This is a genomic window from Mycolicibacterium boenickei (genome assembly GCF_010731295.1).
Classification (GTDB): Bacteria; Actinomycetota; Actinomycetes; order Mycobacteriales; family Mycobacteriaceae; genus Mycobacterium; species Mycobacterium boenickei.
The window spans coordinates 654224-674417 of record NZ_AP022579.1 but is presented as its reverse complement, the minus strand read 5'-3'; the positions used below and the strand labels follow the sequence as shown (position 1 = coordinate 674417).

Sequence of the window (20194 nt, the reverse complement as noted above, 5' to 3'; positions counted from 1 at the left end):
TCTAGCTCGTCACGTCGCTTTCGGCTTCGCGCTCCAGGTCGCGGGGCAGCACCAGGTTCATCGGGCGTGCCAGCTGGGTGGGCACGGTGCGTCCGCGCAGTTCCACGATTTCGCCGACGTCCCAGCTCAGCGCCTCGGCATCGAGTGCGCCGCTGACCGCGATCGCGGAGGCCAGCACGTGGCCTTCCTCCAGCTTGGCGAGCTCGGTGAGGCGGGCGGCCTCGTTTACCGGGTCGCCGATCACGGTGTATTCGAAGCGGGCCTGAGCGCCGATGTGGCCGGCGATCGCGCGCCCGGCCGAGACCCCGATGCCGAACTCGGTGTCGCTGCCGAGCACGCTGAGCAGCTCGTCATGCAGTTCGCGGGACGCGGCCAGTGCGCCGCCGGAGGCGTCGGGATGCTCGATGGGGGCGCCGAAGATGGCCAGCGCCGCGTCGCCCTGGAACTTGTTGACGAACCCGCCGTGCCGGTTGACGGTGTCGACGATGACGCGGAAGAACTCGTTGAGCAGGTTCACCACATCGCCGGCCGGGATCGTCGAGGCGAGATGCGTCGACCCCACCAGGTCGACGAACAGCACTGCCACGTCGCGTTCCTGGCCGCCCAGCTCGGTGCCGCGCTCCAGGGCACGACGGGCCACGTCCTCACCCACGTACCGGCCGAACAGGTCGCGCAACCGTTGCCGCTCGGCCAGCTCGCGCACCATGTCGTTGAAGCCGGCCTGCAGCAGGCCCAGCTCGCTGGCGTCGTAGATCTGCATGTGCGCGTTGTAGTTGCCGCGCTGCACCTCGCCCAGCGCCCAGCGCAGCTGGCGCAGCGGATCGGCGATCGACATCGCCACCAGCACCGTGCTGGACAGCCCGATCACCAGTGCGGCGATGGCGAGCAGCAGCAGCGGCGTGATCAGCCGGTCGGCAGATGCGGTCAGGATCGAGAACTTGCTGGCTACCAGGGCCAGCACGATGGCCAGCACCGGCACGCCGGTGGACAGCACCCAGGTCAGCACCTGGCGCAGGATCACCCCGGGGGCGCGGAAGTTCTCCGGAACCCCGCCGCGCAGGGCCGCCACCGCGACCGGCCGCAGCACACGCTCGGACTGCAGGTAGCCGATGATCGCCGTGGCGGTGGCACCCAGGGCGGTGGCGACCAGAACCACCGGGGCGGACTTGCTGGCCACCGGCCAGCTGGCCACGATGAACACGATCGAGCCGAGGAACCAGTTGGTGACGCTGATCAGGGTGCGGTAGAAGGGCATCTTCAGCGCCCGCACGCGGGCCAGCTCGGTGATGGCCGGGTCGGACTTGGACAGCAGCGTGTCGCGACGCTGCCAGCGGATCACCGGGATCAGCAGCCGCAAGGCCAGGTAGGCGCCGATGGTGAACGAGACGAACAGGTAGCCCAGGAAGATCGCCAGGTTCACCACGGGGAGGTCCTGGAGCTGGATGCGATCCTCGGGCGGCAGGCCGAAGCGCAGGAAGCCCAGAACGAACAGTGCGCCGATGATGTCGGCCTGCAGCATGCCCAGCGTGAACACCGGCCACGGGGTGCGCGCCACCCATCGCGCGAATGCACCGATTCGCGCGATGGGTATGGGCTCCGTGGTCACCTGTTAACCGTATCGGGCCGCGGGGACGTTCAGCGCCTGCTGTGACGTGGTTGTGTCGGCTTGACCACTACTGTTGGGGACGATGAGCGGGGTCTTTTCGCGGCTGGTGGGCCAGCAAGCGGTGGAACAGGAGCTGGTGGCGGCCGCGTACGCCGCGCGGGGTGATTCGCCACACAGTGGCACCACCGTCGGGACCATGACACATGCCTGGCTGATCACCGGGCCGCCCGGGTCCGGACGCTCGGTGGCCGCGCTGTGCTTCGCGGCGGCCCTGCAGTGCACGTCAGACGGGACGCCGGGGTGCGGTGAATGCCGCGCGTGTACGACGACGATGGCCGGCACCCACGCCGATGTACGGCGCATCGTGCCCGAGGGGCTGTCGATCGCCGTCAAGGAGATGCGCGAGATCGTCCAGATCGCCTCGCGGCGACCCGGAACCGGGCGCTGGCAGATCGTGGTGATCGAAGATGCCGACCGGCTCACCGAAGGTGCTGCCAACGCGCTGCTCAAGGTGGTGGAGGAACCGCCGCCGTCGACGGTGTTCCTGCTGTGTGCGCCCTCGGTGGACCCGGAAGACATCGCGATCACGCTGCGGTCGCGTTGCCGGCACATCGCGCTGACCACGCCGTCGGTGGAGGCCATTGCCGACGTGCTGATCTCCGGGGACGGGCTGCCCGAGGCGGATGCCCGCTGGGCCGCCTCGGTCAGCGGCGGACACGTGGGCCGGGCCCGGCGGCTGGCGACCGATCCCGAGGCCCGGGAGCGCCGCAAGCGCGCGTTGGGGCTGGCCCGGGACGCCGCGACACCGGCGCGGGCATTCGCCGCCGCTGAGGAGATGGTCGCGGTCGCCGAGGCCGAGGCGCTGGCGTTGACCGCCGGACGCAACGAGACCGAGACCGAGGAGCTCAAGACCGCCCTGGGTGGGGGTGGCACCGGAAAGGGCACTGCGGCCACCACCCGCGGGACGGCCGGTGCGCTCAAAGAGTTGGAGCGGCGGCAGAAATCCCGGCAGACCCGGGCCTCGCGTGACGCCCTGGACCGGGCCCTGATCGACCTGGCCACGTACTTCCGCGATGCCCTGCTGGTGTCGTCGGGAGCTTCGTCGGTGACCGCCAACCACCCGGATATGGCCGAGAAAGTGCAGGCCATGGCCGACCACGTGCCCCCGGACCGGCTGCTGCGATGCATCGAGGCGGTGCTGGAGTGCCGCGAAGCGCTGGCCATCAACGTCAAGCCCAAGTTCGCCGTCGATGCCATGGTGGCGACCATCGGGCAGGCGCTTCGAGGGTGAGTTGGGTCCTGGGCGTTGTCTGCCGTAAAGTGGTGCCGCCCGGTTCGCCGAGCACGCCACCCTAGCTCAGTCGGTAGAGCAATTCACTCGTAATGAATAGGTCAGGGGTTCGATTCCCCTGGGTGGCTCCACAAGTCCAATTCGGGCGAAAATGCTGCGTCCCCGCAGGTCATAGCGGGGATAGGCTCACCACTTATGACGCGGATCGTCGTGGGTGCGGCTCTCATCGCCTCGGTTGCACTGGCATCGCCCGTTGCAGGGGCTGACCCAGGGCAGATCCCCGATCTGAGTGGTTACGCCGCAGTGGATGTCGACGCGTACAACACGTACTACAACTATCCGACGACGAACGGCGCACAGTTCGTCACCCCGGGCGGATACCGATGCCGGATCAGCTACACAGGCCGTGCCAATCCGCCCATGAAGCAAGCCTCTTGCTGGGGTGAGCTGCCCGGGACATCGAGCAATTCGGTCAGCGTATTCGCGGCCATGTCAGTCGAGCCGGCGACTTTTTCTACCGTGGACCTGGCCGCCATGGAGAAGTACATGGACTACAAGGACCCGCGTGACCGCACGGTCGACCCGGCCGACTACAAGCTGCTTCCCGCCGGCAGCAAGCTCGACTATCCCGACACGGGCACGTGTGCCGTCACCGAGGTGAGCACGGTGTGCGTGGTGGGCGACCACGGCTTCGAGTTGTCCGCGAAGGGCAGCCGCGTCTTCTAGTCCTTGCTCAGCGCTTCGCGGGCCACGTTGCGGGCGGTGTTCGCAGCAGGGAATCCTGCGTAGCCGCTGGCGTGGTAGATGACTTCGGCGATCTCGTCCTCGGTGAGGCCGTTTCGGAGGCCGATCCTGACGTGCGACTCGAACTCATCGGTGGCGCGCAGCGCGATCAGAATGCCCATGGTGACCAGGCTGCGATCACGCCGGCTCAGCCCATCACGGCTCCACAGCCGACCGAAGACATTGTCGACACCGATGGCCATCAGCTCGTCGCCGAATCTGCCGTCCGGCTCGACGACGTCTGCCGGCAGATGCGGAACCATCTCCTGGAGGACCCGTAGACCTTGTTCACGTACGTCGTCAGTCATGCCTGCCAGCTTGGCATGAGCTCCGAATCAGTCGTCGACCGAGCGCATAACGAGGGTGGTCGATCCGCTGTCGAGATAGGCGGTCGATCGCCATTCGTTGTTGCTAGTGAGGTACCAGATGCTCGGCTGCCGGCCAGTTCGATGATTGCTTCGGGGCCGGACGATTGATCCTTAGCCCTTCATCTGGCCTTACGACGATTCTGTCGGCCAGCCTGGGATGGCTGGGTCCGGCTTGGGAGGTGTGTCGGGGCGAGCGGTGTAGAAGGCGTGGCGTTGCGCCGCGTCGTGCGGCATCCTGTCGAGGCATTGCTGTCGTCTCTGTATGTAGTCCGCTGCGGGACCCGAGTTCGGATCGCTCGACGGACCCCAAGTTGTACTTGGGTTGGCACCGGTTATGCGCCACGGGCCGAAGACATCCCCGAGCGGTGCAGGAGCGGGACCCTTCTGCGGCTCAGTGACTGCCGACGGCGCTTTCTGGTTTGATGGATTTGGATCGTCGGTGAGCTCAATCCGCCATACATTCATCGCAGTGCGGTCTGGATCTGGGTCGCTTTCCGTTGGTGTGTGCACTGGCACGTAGGTATTTGGATCATCGCCTGCGCGGAAGACGTTGTATGTGCCGTCGCATACATATGCGCGCCACCCGCTGTCGATCGGAGTGAGCTCGAGGATATGGAAGTACTCATTGCCGTAGAAGTTCCCAGCTGGCCCGAAGCTGTAGCGGGGATCGCTGAATGGCTGGATGTACCAAAGTTCGTATGGCTCGTCAGGGAACCGGTCAGTGTTCGGCGGCCCCGCATGGACGGCTCGGCGGAAGCCGGGGTAGACATTGTCAGGATTGAGAGTGAAATCTCCAGTGCGGTGGGATTCTAGATACGCTCGTATCGGCACTGCTGGACCTAACAATAAGTCGATGCCGGGCTCGGCAGTCCATTGAAATCGCAATCCATCTAACGATTCCGGCCAGTTCGCGTACGTCGGTTCTGCAGGTGTTGTGGCCAACTCGCTGGTGTGGCAGGCAGTCGAGCCGGACACGATTAGTAAAGCGATAAACCAGCGAAGGACTGCTGAGGCGGTCACGGTCCGGTATGTCCTTCCGCTATAGGCAGCGCATCGCGAACACTATCTTCATAGTCCTCGATAGCGGATTTGACTGCTGGGTTGATTCCGTTGAAATAGCTGTTGAGTGCTGTCTCGAAGTTGGCCTCATTCCCCTTGAGGGGTCGCAAGTGGCCACTGTCATCTAGCAGGTCGAGTTGCCTGAAGTAGTTTGAGTCGCCCATGTTGTGGCTCAGAAGTTGTTGGGCGATTGAGTGTTGCATCGCGGCTGAACTGCCGGAAGCAATGTGTACGGGCTCTTGGGGAGTTGGCGCTTCGCCGACAAAGATGTCCTGCAAAGACAGGCCAGGTATTTTTCCGGCACCATCGAGAACGGATTTAACAACAGGGATCTCTGCTCCGATTGTTGTGGCGGCCTCGAACCACCTTCCACGGCTCTCGTATGCTTTCACGTCCTCTAAATTCCCATACTTTATGGCGTCGTTATCGGCTGCATTGGCGGCTGAATCTATGACGCCACGTAAAGTGCCTGCTGAACTTAAGTCGCCGCTATTGGGCATTTCACCGCTGATTATTGATTGTTCGAAATTTCCCTGGTACTGGAGACCGGTCGCGTAGGCGTGACTGTTGAGTATTTCTGCCGCCTCTTTGTTGGAGTCGATCACTGCAAACAAGTCCCGCATGTGTGGCATTTGCTTGTTGGAGAGATCGCCCTCTAGAGGTCCACCGAACCCTTTGGTGTCATCAAGGGGATTGCCTAGCATGTCGTCGATGTAGGGAGAATTAGCGTGGGCCAGAGCTTTCACGAACTCAGGATTCATTTGACCCAGAGATTGTTTATCTGTTCCGGGGATATCTAAGAGTTGGGGCCCGTGGCCACCCACGTAGTTGTCGAATGCCCTCATTGTTTCGCCGGCCAGTTGGCTGTGATCGGCGGGTTCGGGCAATAGTCCCCCTAATGCGGAACCGTCGTCTGTCCACGGGTGTGTTACGAAGTTCTCGATGAACTTTTCGCCACGGTCACCGGTGACAACTTCATGCACAGCGGCTTGGTCGTGACCGACGGTATTAAGGGCATTCTGGATTTGGTCGGTCATTCCTTCGCTCATGGCTGTGGCTTCAGCGGACCACGGGCCCGTCGAATGCATCAAATCGACGGTCTCGCCCATTTTCGTCATCAATGCTGTGTTCACTTCATTGCCGTGCATCAAGGATGGGTCGGCATTGCTCATTAAGTTGGACCACTCTTGATACTCGTCCCAGTGGCTGAATAGCACCCGCGGGTCAAACTCGCGATTTCCTGACTGTGCAAGTTGCTGGAATGTTTCGGATTCCACACGGAGTAGAGGGTCGTTAAATGTTTTCTGCACGTCGGGAGGCATGGCAGCCATTCCGCCATGGTCGCCGTTGGCCGTCTGGATGTCAGGGTTTCCCATGATCCCCATCGCATTTCCTAGGGTGTACTTCAGGCCCGAATAATGATCCAATGCTTCCTTGACATCGTTAGAACCCATTTCTTTCATCAGTGACTTTAAGTAATCGTACTGATCTTGGGAAATTGTGGTGGGATTACCCTGGGATAAAGCAGCTTTCTGCTCAGGCGTGAGATTCGCGGCATCTTTTAATCGCGTTAACTGTTCGGGAGTTGCGGTGCCGTCTTTCGCGGCGGCGAAGTCGTCGGCCGCCTGCTTGGCTTTGTCTTCCTTCTCTCCCTTTTTCTCGCTTCCGGGACCGAACTGCTGATTCGTGCTCAGATCGTCGTATTCGTTCTTGATGTCGGTCACGCGGAACCCGATCTTGAGCATGTCCCCATTGGCAGTGCTGACGGTGTTGTTGACCTGGGTGATGCCTTGGTTGGCGATCGGGATGAGACTGTTTTCGCGCGCTTGGGAGCTGAGCGAGCTGGGCAGTGATTGGACCATGCTATCGACCCAGGACTTCGTGGCGTCCAATTGCGCACGTCCGGTCGTGACGATGTTGGCCGCGTTCGTGACCTCGGCAGACATCCTCTTGTCGAGCTCAGCGAGCTTGCCGTAAACATCGGCATGGTTCTTGTTGGCCGCGGCATAGGCGTCTGCGCCTGCGCCTTGCCAGCCGTCATGCTTGGCCGCCGATTCGACCATGCCCTTCATCTTCAGCAGCTGCGAGCTGCCGTCGTGCTGAGAGCCATCGGTAGGCGTGCCGACGCCGAAGGTTTCCCGCGCTTTGTTCCACGTTGAATAGAAGCCATCCAGCGCGCCCACAGAACGTCCCCCTCGACAGGATTCCGAAACTCAACGTTCAGTATCTCAGCACTCGGACTACCTCGGTGCCAGGAATCCCACGGGTCCGGGGGAGATGCAGACCGACAGCGCGGCGGTGTTGGCCTGCACGGAGATCGATTGTCCGGCTCCGGGCAGCCGGACGAAGACGCGGTTGAGCCCGGGCCGCACCGGCACCTTCACCTCGGGTCCTTCTGCCAGGGCCATGGTCAGTGAGCCGTCACTGTTGGCCAAGTAGTTGATCTCGGTGGTCCAGTCGGCCGGCAGCAGCGGCCCGTCCAGCGGCATGACGACGGGCTCGTCGGGCTGCACAAGGAATCCGCATTTGGGTGCCGGGCCCTCGACGATGGTGCGCACCCAGGTCACCTTGGCATCGACTAATTTTCCGGTGCGGTCGAACATGCGCAGATCGGTTGTCGCCGAGGCGAACTCGGGGCGCGGTGAGGCGAGGGCGAACATGTGGCTGGCCAGGTTCTCCGGGGCGGCCACCCGCTGCAGGATCAGCGGATCGACCTCTTGATCCAGCAGGGGAGCGGCTGATGAGGTGGACGCCAACGACGCGCGGGCATTGTTCAGATAGGCGGGCACCGGGTTGTCCTGCCACACCTTCAGGAAGGTGAAGGTCGAGTACAGGCTGCTCGCCACGAAAAGCACAGCAACACTGACACATACGGCGGTGCGCGCCGGCGACGCGGAAAGCGCACGCGAGGATTCCCGGTTCGGCGCACAGAACCCCACCGCCGCCAACAGCGCCAGCACCACCACCAGATCCGGCAGGTAACGCAGCGTCTGCGCCAACTCCAACGCCGTGAACCGGGACGAGCGCATCAGGTAGATCGGGATCTGGCAGGCCACCGCATAGCCCAACGCCACCACCAGCACCGGCCAGATCCGCCGCTTGCGCACCAGCACCACCGAGATGGCAGCAACGAGCACCACCCAGCCCAGCACCATCACCGAGACCGGTGGGGTGGCCCACGGCGAGGCGGGCGCCCAGCGCTGCCAGGACCACGGCCCGCCCACAATCCCGGGCACGATGCCGTGGGTGAAGGAGCGGCTCAGCAGGTCCCAGGTCATCGCCAGGTCGAAGCTCCACCGCTTCTGATCCACGACGAGCAGGTACACGCCGATCCAGGCCACCAATAGCGCCAGACACCCGACCCACAGCCGCAGGCCGCGCTGCCACACCTCGCGCACGGAGAACGTCCCGGTGACGTACCCGAGTAGGCCCACCACCGCGAACGCCACGAACGGGATCACCGCGGCCTTCTCGAAGAACAGCAGCCCGCCCAGAAAGACGAGCACACCAACGACCGCATGCCGCGAGGACCCGGTCCGCACGTACAGCACGGCCTCGCCGACCACCCAGGCCAGCGCGGCCTGCATCGGCAGTGTGTTCAGGCCGGCGGCCCACCACGCGAACCCGGGCAACGCCAGCGGTGTGAACAGCGCGAAGGTCAGCGGTATGAGCAGCACCGGCCGCCAGCCCAGGATCACCCATAGCGCCCGCAGCAGTGCCAGGGACGCCAGCAGTTGCATCACCACCAGGCTCACCGCGGCCAGCACCCAGGAGAACGGTGCCAGCCGGGTGACCGCGCCGGACACCAGGAACGCCGCGGGCATGACGTGACCGTCGTGATCGTCGAACAGGAAGGACGGCGACAGCAGATTCTGGGTCCCGGCCCGGCCGATCAGGATCAGATCGTCCCAGTAGAAATAGCCCCCGAACGCGAGTATCGCCCGGACCACCAGATGCAGCGCGATCAGCGCAGCGGCTGTGCGGGCGACCTTGTTCACTCTTGCCGACTGTACGGATACAGCGGGGCCATAGTTGCCGTCGGTATGGTGAGCCCGTGCGAACACTGGTGACAGGAGCGGCAGGTTTCATCGGATCGACGCTGGTCGACCGGCTGCTGGCAGACGGGCACAGCGTCGTCGGGCTCGACGACCTGAGCTCGGGCCGGGCGGAGAACCTCAGCAGCGCCGAGAACAGCAAGGACTTCGAGTTCGTCAAGGCCGACATCGTCGATGCGGATCTGCTGGGCCTGCTCAAGGACACCCAGCCCGAGGTGATCTTCCACCTGGCCGCCCAGATCTCGGTGAAGCGTTCGGTGGACGATCCGCAGCTGGATTCCACGGTGAACGTGGTGGGCGTGGTCCGGTTGGCCGAGGCGGCGCGTCAGGCCGGTGTGCGCAAGGTGGTGCACACGTCCTCGGGTGGCTCGGTGTACGGCACCCCGCCGTCCTACCCGACGAGTGAGGATGTCCCGACCAATCCCGCATCGCCGTACGCGGCGAGCAAGGTGGCCGGTGAGGTGTACTTCAACATGTTCCGCAATCTGTACGGCCTGGATTGCTCCCACATCGCGCCTGCCAACGTGTATGGCCCCCGCCAGGATCCACATGGCGAGGCCGGCGTGGTGGCCATCTTCGCCCAGGCGCTGCTGGCGGGGCGGCCGACCAAGATCTTCGGTGACGGCTCCGATACCCGGGACTACGTGTACGTCGACGACGTCGTCGACGCCTTTGTGAAGGCGTCCGGGACGGCCGGCGGCGGTCAACGCTTCAACGTCGGTACCGGAGTCGACACCTCGACCCGCGAGATGCACACCGCGATCGCGCTGGCCGTGGGTGCTGCCGACAACCCGGAGATGCACCCGCCGCGGCTCGGTGACCTGCGTCGTTCCCAGCTCGACATCAGCCGGGCCAGGGATGTGCTGGGCTGGCGGCCGCAGGTGGACCTGGCGGAGGGGATTCCCCGGACGGTCGAATTCTTCCGGAGTAATTCTCACTAAAAGATTGTGAGTACTCACTTTCTGCTCTAGCGTTGCGTCATGTCCTACGACGTCATCGTTCGCAACGGCTTGTGGTTCGACGGCACCGGCGCCCCGCCGCAGGTCCGTACGCTGGGGATTCGCGACGGGGTAGTGGTCACGGTGTCGGCCACCCCGCTCGATGAGACCGACTGCCCGGATGTCATCAACGCCGGCGGCAAGTGGGTCCTGCCCGGCTTCGTCGACGTGCACACGCACTACGACGCCGAGGTGCTGCTCGATCCGGGCCTGCGGGAGTCGGTGCGGCACGGGGTGACCACGGTGCTGCTGGGCATGTGCTCGCTGTCCACGGTCTACGCCGACACCGAGGACGCGGCCGACCTGTTCAGCCGCGTCGAGGCGGTCCCGCGTCAGTTCGTGCTGGGCGCTCTGGAGCAGCACAAGACCTGGTCGGGTCCGGCCGAATACGTGAAGGCCATCGACGAATTGCCCCTGGGTCCGAACATCGCGTCACTGCTGGGTCATTCGGACTTGCGGGCCTCGGTGCTGGGACTGGACCGGGCCACCACCCGCGGGGTGACGCCGACCGACGCCGAGCTGGAGACCATGGCAGCCAAGCTCGACGAGGCGCTGGAAGCCGGCATGCTCGGCATGTCCGGGATGGACGCGGCGATCGACAAGCTCGACGGCGACCGGTTCCGGTCCCGTGCCCTGCCGTCGACATTCGCGACGTGGCGTGAGCGCCGGCGCCTGATCAAGGTACTGCGCAAGCGCGGCCGGATGCTGCAGAGCGCCCCGAATGTGGCCAAAGTCCATGAGGCACTGAACTTCTTCCTGGAGAGCAGCGGCATGTTCGGCCGCCGCCAGGGGGTCCGGATGAGCCTGCTGGTCTCGGCCGACGCCAAGTCCTCGCCCGGTGCGGTGCGAGTGCTGGGTCCCGGCGTTCGGCTGCTCAACCGGATCCTGGGCTCCAAGGTGCGTTTCCAGCACTTGCCCGTGCCGTTCGAATTGTATTCGGATGGAATCGATCTGCCGGTGTTCGAGGAGTTCGGCGCGGGTACCGCGGCGCTGCACCTCAAGGATCAATTCGAGCGCAACAAGCTGCTCGCCGACCCGGAGTACCGCCGCCGGTTCCGCAAGTCGTTCGACCGGCGCGTGCTCGGACCGACCCTGTGGCACCGCGACTTCCACGACGCCAGGATCGTCGAATGCCCCGACAAGTCGTTGATCGGCAAGAGCTTCGGGCAGATCGCCGACGAGCGTGGCATCCACCCGCTCGACGCCTTCCTCGACGTGCTCGTCGACAACGGTGAGCGCAACGTCCGATGGACGACGATCGTGGCCAACGACCGCCCCAAGTACCTGGACCGGCTGGCCACGGATTCCTCGGTGCACATGGGCTTCTCGGATGCCGGTGCGCACCTGCGCAACATGGCGTTCTACAACTTCCCGGTGAAGCTGCTCAAGCGGGTGCGCGACGCGCAGCTGGCGGGCCGGCCGTTCATGACCACCGAGCATGCCGTGCACCGGCTGACGGCCGAGGTGGCCGACTGGTTCGGCGTCTCGGCGGGCACACTGCGCCAAGGTGATCGGGCCGACTTCGTGGTGCTCGATCCGGCCGGCCTGAACGACTCGGTGGTGGCCTATCACGAGGAGTCGGTCCCGTTCTACGGCGGCCTGAGCCGCATGGTGAACCGCAACGACGACGCCGTCGTCGTCACCGCCGTCAACGGACAGGTGGTGTTCCGCGACGGTCAGTTCCGCGAGGGCTACGGCGAGTCGGTGAAATCGGGTCGCTACCTGCGGGCCGGCGCCGAGCATCTGGACCATACGCCGGTCTGAGATGGCCAGAACCCAACAGCAGCGCCGCGAGGAAACCGTCGCCCGACTACTCGACGCCGCCATCGACACCATCATCGAGGTCGGCTACGCCAAGGCCTCGGCTGCGGTGATCGCCAAGCGGGCCAAGGTTTCCGACGGCGCGCTGTTCCGGCACTTCCCGACCATGAGCGACTTCATGGCGGCCACGGCGCAAGAGGTGGCACGCCGTCAGCTGGAGTCAGGAAGCAAGCTGGTCGCGGAGATCCCCGCCGACCAGCCGCCACTACCGGCGGTGCTGACCATCCTGCGCGATATCGCGGGCAGCGACACCAACACCGTGTGGCATGAGCTCATGATGGCGGCCCGCACCGACGAAAAGCTCAGGGGCCCACTGCAGACCGTGCTGGCGGAGTACATCGACAACATCTACGAGACGGCCAAGAGCGCGCCGGGGGCCGATCAGATCCCCGAGGATGTCTTCGCGGTACTGCTGACCATCGTGATCAACACGTTCGACGGCGCGGCCATGGTGCGCCGCGTACTGCCGCTGCCGGAACTCGAGGACGCCCGGATCGCCATGCTGGCGGCGTTGCTCAGCCGCTAGGTGTCTTCCGGCACTCGCGCGTTCTGCAGGGCCACCGACCGGGCCAGCCGGGCGTAGCGCAACTCGATGTCCTTGAAGCGCAGGTATGTCGACAGCGTGACGAACACGAACGCGATGATGAGCACGTACTCCATCAGGTCCGTACCGCGTTTCACGCCAAGCCAATTCGCGAGGACCGTGGTGTCATCGGGCCGAAGAATGGCGTAGATCCCGGCCGCCACGAACAGCACGAAACCGACCTTGACCCACGCTTTGGACCGGGCGCTGCGCCGCGACCCCAGGAGGTAGGCCAACAGCGCCAGGACCGAGACGATCAACAGAGCCTGAATCCAGTTCACCGGGACATCCTCCTGCGCAACAGCCCGTCGAAGACGATGTTGACGCCGTTGAGCAGCGGCTGTCCCTTCGACTTCGAATAGTCGGTGTAGAGAATCTCGACAGGCTCCTCGGCTACTCGCCAATGGTTCTCGGCCGCCAGTGCGATGAACTCGCCGGCATGGCTCATGCCGTTCATGGTCAGGTTGAGCGCATCCGCGACAGTCTTGTTGAACACCCGTAGCCCGTTGTGCGCGTCGGTCAAGCCGAGGCTGCGGCTCTGCGGGCTGAGAAACGCCGCGGCGCGCAGGATGACCCGCTTGACCGGCGGGACGTGGGTGACGGTGCCGGCGAACCTGGTACCCACCACCAGGTCGACGTCGTCGGCGTCGAGCCGATCGATCATCCGCATCACGTCTTTGACCTGATGCTGTCCATCCGCATCGAAGGTGGCGAACACCCGGGCACCGGGCCGGCTGCGGGCGTACTCCACCCCGGTCTGGATTGCAGCTCCCTGGCCCAGATTCACCGGATGGGGGACCACGTGCGCGCCTGCGGCGAACGCCAGATCGGCGGTGTCGTCGCGGCTGCCGTCGTCGACGCACACCACGTTAGGGAAAACCGAGCGCACGTCGGAGATGACGTCGCCGATGATGTTCGCCTCGTTGAAGGCGGGGATGACGATCCAAACGTCCTGAAAGCGCATGTCGATGGGCACCAAACTACACGGTCACTTGAGCGCCAGCCTCGCCAGCGCGCCCAGGTGAACAGCAATTCCGACGAGCGGTCCGCACAGCAGCGCGATGATGGTGCGCTCCTCCAATCCGAGCGGCAGCAACAGCAGTGCCACCGCGGCGACCGTGGCGATGATCCAGCCCAGTGCATAGGCCCGGTGCAGCGCCGCCGCGACGGTCGCGGCGCCGGTCAGCGTGAGCATCGCGATGGCGACGGCGGCCGCGGTCAGCCAGGCCAGCAAGGCCCCGCCGGCCAGGTACTCCTCGCCGAACGCCACCCGCAGCAGCCAGGGCCCGAGCAGTCCGGCCGCGGCAACGCCCACGGCGCCCAGCCCGGCCACCGCGGCGGCCGGGGCCAGCAGTGCCCGCAACCGCTTGTCGCGCTGGTCGACGAAGTGCGCGATCAGATTGCCCTGCATTGCGGTGAGCGGAACCAGCAGTGGTGCCCGGGTCAGGGTGACGGCCAGGATCACCACACCGCCTGCGGCGCCCAGGTCGCCCGAGGTGGCCTTGAGCAGCACCGGGAAGCCCATCACCAGGATCGCGCTGGCACCGGCCGCGGCGATCGAGTGCGCGGCACCGCGCAGGAACGTCGCCGGGCTGCCCGCGGTCAGCAGCCCCGCGGCCATCCGTGCCGCCGGAGCGGCGATCAGCATGATCAGCCAGGCCACCGCTCCGGCCACGGTCGCCCACAGGAACCCGGCCAATCCCCAGCCGAGTACGAACGTGGCGGCGGCGACGGCCACCCGGATTCCGGCGTCGGTGACCATCAGGGCCCCGTACTCGGTCCAGCGGTTCACCCCGGCGAGCATGCCGAGCAAGGTGGCGTGCAGACAGAAGCCGGCCAGCCCGACGCTGAGCAGCACCACGCTCAGCGCCCGCGACTCGGCGAAGACGTGCGCGCTCCACAGCGGTGAACTGGCCGCGATCACCAGGGCCGCGACGATGCCGACCAGACCGGCGATCCGCATCGGATGGGTGGTGGGGGCACCGCTCAGATCGCGGTGCCGGGCCGACCGCACTTCACGGGTGGCCTCTTGCAGCAGACCGTTGGCCGCCCCGGTCACGAGGCCGAACGCACCCCAGAACACGCTGAAGATCGAGAAGCCGGCGGGCTCGAGGTCGCGGGCGGCCAGGTACAACACGGCGTAGCCGCACAGCGCGCTGACCGCGGTCGCCAGTCCGACGCGGGCGACGCTGCTGCGCGTGATCGGGCCCGTAGCAGGAGCACCGCCGGCATCGGTCACAGGTCCGGCAGCTCTTTCGAATACAACCAGGCCTGCCACAACGGTTGCAGCGGCTCGTCGGTGTACCCGGCGGCCAGCCCGGTGAAGTCATCGGTGAATGCGGTGCTGTGCCGGTAGCGGGCCGTCCAATCCCGCAGGAGCGCAAAGAAACTGTGGTCACCGATCAGGGTGCGCAGCGCGTGCAGGGTCAGGGCTCCGCGCTTGTAGACGCGGTCGTCGAACATGTCCTCGGGTCCGGGATCGGATAGCAGCAGATCCTGAGGCTTGTCGCGCAGCCGTTCGTAGTAGTGCTCGGCCCACTCCGCGGCGCTGCGGCCGCCGCTGTGTTCGGACCACAGCCACTCGGCGTAGCAGGCGAAGCCCTCGTGCAGCCAGATGTCGCGCCAGCGTCGCGCCGTCACGGAATTGCCGAACCACTGGTGTGCCAGTTCGTGGGCGATGAGCCGCTCGGCGCCGCGGTGCCCGTCGCAGTGATTGGCCCCGAAGATCGAGATGCCCTGCGCTTCCAGCGGTATCTCGAGGTCGTCCTCGGTGACCACCACGGTGTAGCCGCTGTCCAGCGGGTACGGACCGAACAGTTTGATGAACAACTTCATCATCTGCGGCTGATCGGCGAAGTCGTGGTCGAAATTGCGCCGCAACTGGGCGGGCAGCACAGCGTGCATCGGGACCGGTGTCTTGGTCAGCCGCTGGCTCTCGTACTGGCCGATCTGCAGGGTGATCAGATAGCTCGACGTCGGCTCGGCCTGCTCGTAGGTCCACACGGTGTGCCCGGCGCGGGCCTTGCGGGAGATCAACTCGCCGTTGGCCAGCGCGTAGTACGGGCTGTCGGTGCTGATCTGGATCCGGTAGCTGGCCTTCGAGCTGGGATGGTCGTCGCACGGGAACCAGGAAGCCGCCCCGTTGGGCTGGCCGGCCACCAGGGCCCCGTTCGACAGTTCCTCGAAACCGACGTCACCCCAATAGGATTCGATCGGCCTCGGGGTGCCGTTGTAGCGGATGACGACGGTCATCGCCGCGCCGGCCGGCAGCGCCGAGGCCAGGGTGATCGACAGTTTCCCGCCCGAACATCGGTACTGGGCCGGGCGCCGTCCGTTCACCGAGACCCGCGACACCGCCAGCGCATCGGACAGGTCGAAGGTGAAGGTGCGCAGCGCGGCCAGGGTCACCGCGGTGATCGTGGCGGTCCCGGCCAGCCGGTTGATCGCCACCTTGTATTCGAGGTCGAGTTCGTAGCGCGACACCCGGTACCCGAAATTGCCGTTGCGCGGCAGGTACGGGTCGATCACGGGCGGAGGCGCCAACTTCTTCGCAGCTTTCTTGGATCGCGTCACGCGGCAGGGTCTTCTGTCTTCTTGGCGGTCTTGTCGGAGGACTTTTCGGCGGAACGTTTCTTACCGAACATGTTCCACGGTGCGATCGGGTTGCCCTGCCAGCGCGTCGACGGCGGCACTTCGTCGCCGCGCATCACCAGTGAGCCGGGCCCGACCGTGGCGCCGGCACCCAACCGCGCCGCGGGCAGCGCCACGCAGTGCGGCCCCAGCGTCGAACCTTCTTCGAGCACAACGCTGTCCAACCGCATGATCCGGTCGTGGAACAGATGCGTCTGGACGACGCAGCCGCGGTTGACGGTGGCGGCGGTGTCCAGCGCCACCAGATCGGCTTCCGGCAGCCAGTAGGTCTCGCACCACACGCCCCGGCCGATCGAGGCGCCCAGCCCGCGTAGCCACAGGTTCATCACCGGGGTGCCGCTGGCTGCCCGGGCGAACCACGGGGCGGCGACGGTTTCGACGAACGTGTCCGACACCTCGTTGCGCCACACGAACGACGACCACAGCGGATGCTCGACCGCGCGAATCCGGCCGACCACCAACCACTTCGCGATCACCGCGATGGTCCCGGCCACCGCACCGGCGACCAGCAACACCAGGCCTCCGGTCAGCGCCGCCCACAGGAATCCGAACCGCATCGTCACGGCCTGCAGCGCGCCGAGCACCGCGATGCCGATCGCGAAGGTGACGATCACCGGGATCACCCGGCAGGTCTCGACGGCCGAGCGCATGATCTTGAGCCGGAGCGACGGATGGAAGGTGCGCAGCGCATCGGCGGCGGTGGCGTTGCGGCGCAACCGAACCGGTGGGCTGCCCAGCCATGACGAGCCGGCCTTGGCCTTGTGCGGCGTGGCCGACAGCACCGCCACCAGCCCGTCGTCGGGCACCTTACGGCCGGGCTGGGTGATCCCGGAGTTGCCGAGGAACGCGCGCTTGCCGATGGTGGCCTTGGCGACGTGGATCCAACCGCCGCCCAGCTCGTAGGACGCCACCATGGTGTCGTCGGCCAGGAACGCGCCGTCCTGTACCTCCGTGAACTTGGGGGTGAACAGGGCAGTCGAGATCTCGGTGTCCTTGCCGACTTTCGCGCCGAGCAGTCGCAGCCACCACGGGGTGAGCAGGCTGGCGTAGATCGGGAACAGGTAGTTGCGGGCCGCGTCCATCAGGCGCTCGGTGGTCCACAGCTGCCAGCCCACCCGGCTGCGCACGGGGTGATAACCCTCCGAGAGCCGCACCGACAGGATGCGCACCCCGATCACGGTCAGCGCGGCGTACGTCAGCAGCGCGACGACCGCTGCGGCCGGGGTCCAGGCCAGTGCGGGCAGCAGCGCGTCGGCCGGTGAGGCGGTGTCGTGCACCGCCCAGACGATCACGGCCAGCCCGGCGGCCAGGGCGAGCAGCGGCAGACCGGCCAGCAGCAGCGAGGACACGCCGTACACCGCGACCCACAGCGGGGCGCGGCCCGGCCGGTGATCGGGCCAGGGGTGGCGGGCCTTGCCCGATTTCACCGCGGGCGAGCCCTTCCAGAACTGGCCGTTCTTGACCTTGCCGACCACCGCCGATCCGGGGGCGACGTCGGCGTTCTTGCCGACCGTGGCCCCGGGAAGCAGCGTGGTGCGGGCGCCGATGGTGGCGTCGTTGCCGATCGACACCGGGCCGACATGGAACAGGTCGCCGTCGATCCAGTGCCCGGTCAGATCCACCTCGGGCTCGACCGAGGCGCGGTGGCCGATCTTGAGCATGCCGGTCACCGGCGGAGCCGAATGCATGTCGACGCCCTTGCCGACGGTGTTGCCCAGGGCGCGGGCGTAGTAGACCATCCACGGGGCGCCGGCCAGGTTCTCCGCGCCGCTGGCGGCGGCCAGCCGTTCGGCGACCCAGACCCGCAGGTGGACGGGGCCGCCGCGGCGATAGGTTCCGGGTTCGAGTCCGCTGAGCAGCATCCGGGCGAACAGCACCGCGATACCCATGCGGCCCGGCGGGGTGACGAACAGCACGAACCCGGCCAGCACCCACCACCAGCTGAGCGGATGGGCCCACGACACGATGCCGGTCTGGGCGGCCACGTTGTTCAGCAGCGCCAGCCAGACCACCCATTGCATGCCGGTGAGGGTGGCCAACGGCAGCGACAGCGCGACCTGTGCGGCCTGGGTGAGCAGCGGGGTCGGTTTGACCTCGCGGGATTGGATCTGCGGCGGCGGCTTGAGTTCGTCGAGGTAGCCGGCCAGCGAGCCGAGCCGAGGATGGTCGTACAGATCGGCGACGGTCACCAGCGGGTAGCGCTGGCGCAGCGCGGCCACCAACTGGGCGGCCGACAGTGACCCGCCGCCCAGCGCGATGAAATCGGCTTCCGGGCCTTCGACGGGGGTGCCGAGCACGTCGCGCCACAATCCGGCGAGCCAGCCCATGGTGCCGTCGAGCTGCGGGGCGTCCTGATCGGCGTCTCCGGGCGGTGGCCACGGCAACGCGTTGCGGTCGACCTTGCCCGAGGTGCGGGTGGGGAGTTCGTCGAGCAGCACCAGCCTGGGCACCAGGGCGGCGGGCAGCGACTCCGACAGTGCGGCCCGCGCGGCGGCCAGGTCGAACTCCGGGTCTGTGCTGGCGATGTAGCCGACCAGCAGCGGTGTGCCGCTGGCGGTCTTGCGGACCGCGGCCGCGCCGCCGCTCACGCCGGGCAGGTGCACGAGCGCGTTGTCCACCTCACCCAGTTCGATGCGCCGGCCGCCGACCTTGACCTGATCGTCGGCCCGGCCCTGGAAGTACAGGCCGTCGGCCTCCAGGCGCACCAGGTCACCGCTGCGGTAGGCGCGGTTCCAGCCCAGCGTCGGCATCGGGGCGTACTTCTCGGCGTCCTTCTCGGGGTCGAGGTACCGGGCCAGGCCCACCCCGCCGATCACGAGCTCGCCGACTTCGCCGACCGCGACCGGCAGGCTGTCTTTGTCCACCACCGCCAGGTCCCAGCCGGCCAGCGGCAGGCCGATGCTGACCGGGCCCTGGCCGTCGAGCTGTGCGGCGCAGGCCACGACGGTGGCCTCGGTGGGGCCGTAGGTGTTCCACACCTCGCGGCCGTCCACCGCGAGCCGGGCCGCGAGTTCAGGCGGGCAGGCCTCGCCGCCGAAGATCAACAGCCGGACGGCCTCCAACGCTTCGGCCGGCCACAGAGCGGCCAGCGTCGGCACCGTGGACACCACGGTGATGTCCCGCGAGACCAGCCACGGGCCCAGGTCCATGCCGCTGCGCACCAGCGACCGTGGGGCGGGCACGAGGCAGGCGCCGTGCCGCCAGGCCAGCCACATCTCCTCGCACGACGCGTCGAAGGCCACCGACAGCCCGGCCAGCACCCGGTCCCCGGGTCCGATGGGGTTGTCCCGCAAGAACATCTGCGCCTCGGCGTCGACGAACGCCGCGGCGCTGCGGTGCGTGACGGCCACACCTTTCGGGGTGCCCGTCGAGCCGGAGGTGAAGATGATCCAGGCGTCGTCGCGTCCCAGCGGGGCGGCGGCGCGCCAGCCGCGCGACGAACCCGGCCCGCGGACCAGTCCTTGCTCGGTGATCACGCCGACCACGTTGGCCTCACCGAAGACCAGCTCGGCGCGCTCGTCGGGGTCGTCGGCGTCGACCGGGACGTAGGCCGCGCCGCAGGCCAGCACCGACAGGATCGCCACGTACAGCGCGTAGCTGCCCGAGGGCATCCGGATTCCGAGCTTGTCGCCACGGCCGATACCGCGGGCTGCCAACCAGGACACGCTGTCGGCGATGTCGGCGATCAACTCGGAGTAGGTCAGTTGGACGGTGCCGTCGTCGAGCGCGGGTGCATCGGGAAAACGCCGCGCCGTGTCGTGCAGGATGTCGACGAGCGTGCGGGGCTCAGGTGCCAGTGGGGATAGCACGTACTGCGGGGGAATCTCGTGCGCACCGTCGGCAGCTGTCACGAGTACAAACTACTAAGCCGCCGCCGCGACGGCTCGGCGGTCCGAGCGGCGTGCCGGTTCGATTTCGATTCGTGGGGTCCGTCAGGCAGACTGGTCGGCGGAGGGGAGTATTCCTTCGCTGCGATGTC

Annotated in this window: 14 protein-coding genes and 1 tRNA gene; 6 read left to right on the top strand and 9 right to left on the bottom strand. The window is 66.4% G+C overall.

All coding sequences use genetic code 11. The features are described from left to right. Window position 1: 1 nt before the first annotated feature. Window positions 2–1606: an adenylate/guanylate cyclase domain-containing protein gene (locus G6N57_RS03005; protein WP_077738687.1), complete on the bottom strand. Its 1605-nt coding sequence runs from the start codon at window positions 1604–1606 to the stop codon at window positions 2–4. Between the two features lie 82 nt (window positions 1607–1688). Between G6N57_RS03005 and G6N57_RS03000 the strand changes: the two genes are divergently transcribed. From G6N57_RS03000 to G6N57_RS02990, 3 genes are all read left to right on the top strand, one after another. Beyond that, window positions 1689–2897, top strand: coding sequence for a DNA polymerase III subunit delta' (locus tag G6N57_RS03000; protein ID WP_077738688.1), 1209 nt, complete (start codon window positions 1689–1691; stop codon window positions 2895–2897). 55 nt (window positions 2898–2952) lie between these two features. After that, window positions 2953–3028 (top strand) — tRNA-Thr (locus G6N57_RS02995). Between the two features lie 64 nt (window positions 3029–3092). Then, a complete protein-coding gene (locus tag G6N57_RS02990) occupies window positions 3093–3623 on the top strand; it encodes a hypothetical protein (protein ID WP_077738689.1) in 531 nt (176 codons plus the stop codon). On the opposite strand, the gene G6N57_RS02985 is transcribed toward G6N57_RS02990, so the two are convergent. From G6N57_RS02985 to G6N57_RS02970, 3 genes are all read right to left on the bottom strand, one after another. Then, window positions 3620–3988: a carboxymuconolactone decarboxylase family protein gene (locus G6N57_RS02985; protein WP_077738690.1), complete on the bottom strand. Its 369-nt coding sequence runs from the start codon at window positions 3986–3988 to the stop codon at window positions 3620–3622. The two genes, G6N57_RS02990 and G6N57_RS02985, sit on opposite strands and share 4 nt — an antisense overlap. Before the next feature lie 1076 nt (window positions 3989–5064). Further along, the gene (locus tag G6N57_RS31770) at window positions 5065–7290 is read right to left on the bottom strand and encodes a TPR repeat domain-containing protein (protein WP_174814453.1); all 2226 of its coding nucleotides are present in this window, start codon (window positions 7288–7290) and stop codon (window positions 5065–5067) included. A 57-nt stretch (window positions 7291–7347) separates the two neighbouring features. Further along, window positions 7348–9105: a hypothetical protein gene (locus G6N57_RS02970; RefSeq protein WP_077738691.1), complete on the bottom strand. Its 1758-nt coding sequence runs from the start codon at window positions 9103–9105 to the stop codon at window positions 7348–7350. 56 nt (window positions 9106–9161) lie between these two features. Here G6N57_RS02970 and G6N57_RS02965 point away from each other — a divergent pair, with 56 nt between their 5' ends. From G6N57_RS02965 to G6N57_RS02955, 3 genes are read left to right on the top strand one after another with little or no spacing between them, the layout of a single operon-like run. Continuing rightward, window positions 9162–10103, top strand: coding sequence for a GDP-mannose 4,6-dehydratase (locus tag G6N57_RS02965; protein ID WP_065512536.1), 942 nt, complete (start codon window positions 9162–9164; stop codon window positions 10101–10103). A 39-nt stretch (window positions 10104–10142) separates the two neighbouring features. Continuing rightward, on the top strand, window positions 10143–11924 hold the full coding sequence (locus tag G6N57_RS02960; RefSeq protein WP_077738692.1) for an N-acyl-D-amino-acid deacylase family protein: 1782 nt from the start codon (window positions 10143–10145) through the stop codon (window positions 11922–11924). A gap of 1 nt (window position 11925) precedes the next feature. Continuing rightward, window positions 11926–12507, top strand: coding sequence for a TetR/AcrR family transcriptional regulator (locus tag G6N57_RS02955; RefSeq protein ID WP_077738693.1), 582 nt, complete (start codon window positions 11926–11928; stop codon window positions 12505–12507). On the opposite strand, the gene G6N57_RS02950 is transcribed toward G6N57_RS02955, so the two are convergent. The 5 genes from G6N57_RS02950 to G6N57_RS02930 are packed head-to-tail and all read right to left on the bottom strand — an operon-like array spanning window position 12504 to window position 20066. Beyond that, window positions 12504–12845: a DUF2304 domain-containing protein gene (locus G6N57_RS02950; protein WP_077738694.1), complete on the bottom strand. Its 342-nt coding sequence runs from the start codon at window positions 12843–12845 to the stop codon at window positions 12504–12506. The two genes, G6N57_RS02955 and G6N57_RS02950, sit on opposite strands and share 4 nt — an antisense overlap. Further along, window positions 12842–13528, bottom strand: coding sequence for a polyprenyl-phospho-N-acetylgalactosaminyl synthase PpgS (locus G6N57_RS02945; protein WP_077738695.1), 687 nt, complete (start codon window positions 13526–13528; stop codon window positions 12842–12844). Before G6N57_RS02945 ends, G6N57_RS02950 begins: the two co-directional genes overlap by 4 nt. A gap of 24 nt (window positions 13529–13552) precedes the next feature. Beyond that, window positions 13553–14803: an MATE family efflux transporter gene (locus G6N57_RS02940; RefSeq protein WP_077738696.1), complete on the bottom strand. Its 1251-nt coding sequence runs from the start codon at window positions 14801–14803 to the stop codon at window positions 13553–13555. Continuing rightward, window positions 14800–16137: a M1 family metallopeptidase gene (locus G6N57_RS02935; RefSeq protein WP_077738697.1), complete on the bottom strand. Its 1338-nt coding sequence runs from the start codon at window positions 16135–16137 to the stop codon at window positions 14800–14802. The genes G6N57_RS02940 and G6N57_RS02935 overlap by 4 nt, the downstream gene beginning before the upstream one ends. Further along, on the bottom strand, window positions 16134–20066 hold the full coding sequence (locus G6N57_RS02930) for a Pls/PosA family non-ribosomal peptide synthetase (RefSeq protein ID WP_097926117.1): 3933 nt from the start codon (window positions 20064–20066) through the stop codon (window positions 16134–16136). Before G6N57_RS02930 ends, G6N57_RS02935 begins: the two co-directional genes overlap by 4 nt. Window positions 20067–20194: the final 128 nt, after the last annotated feature.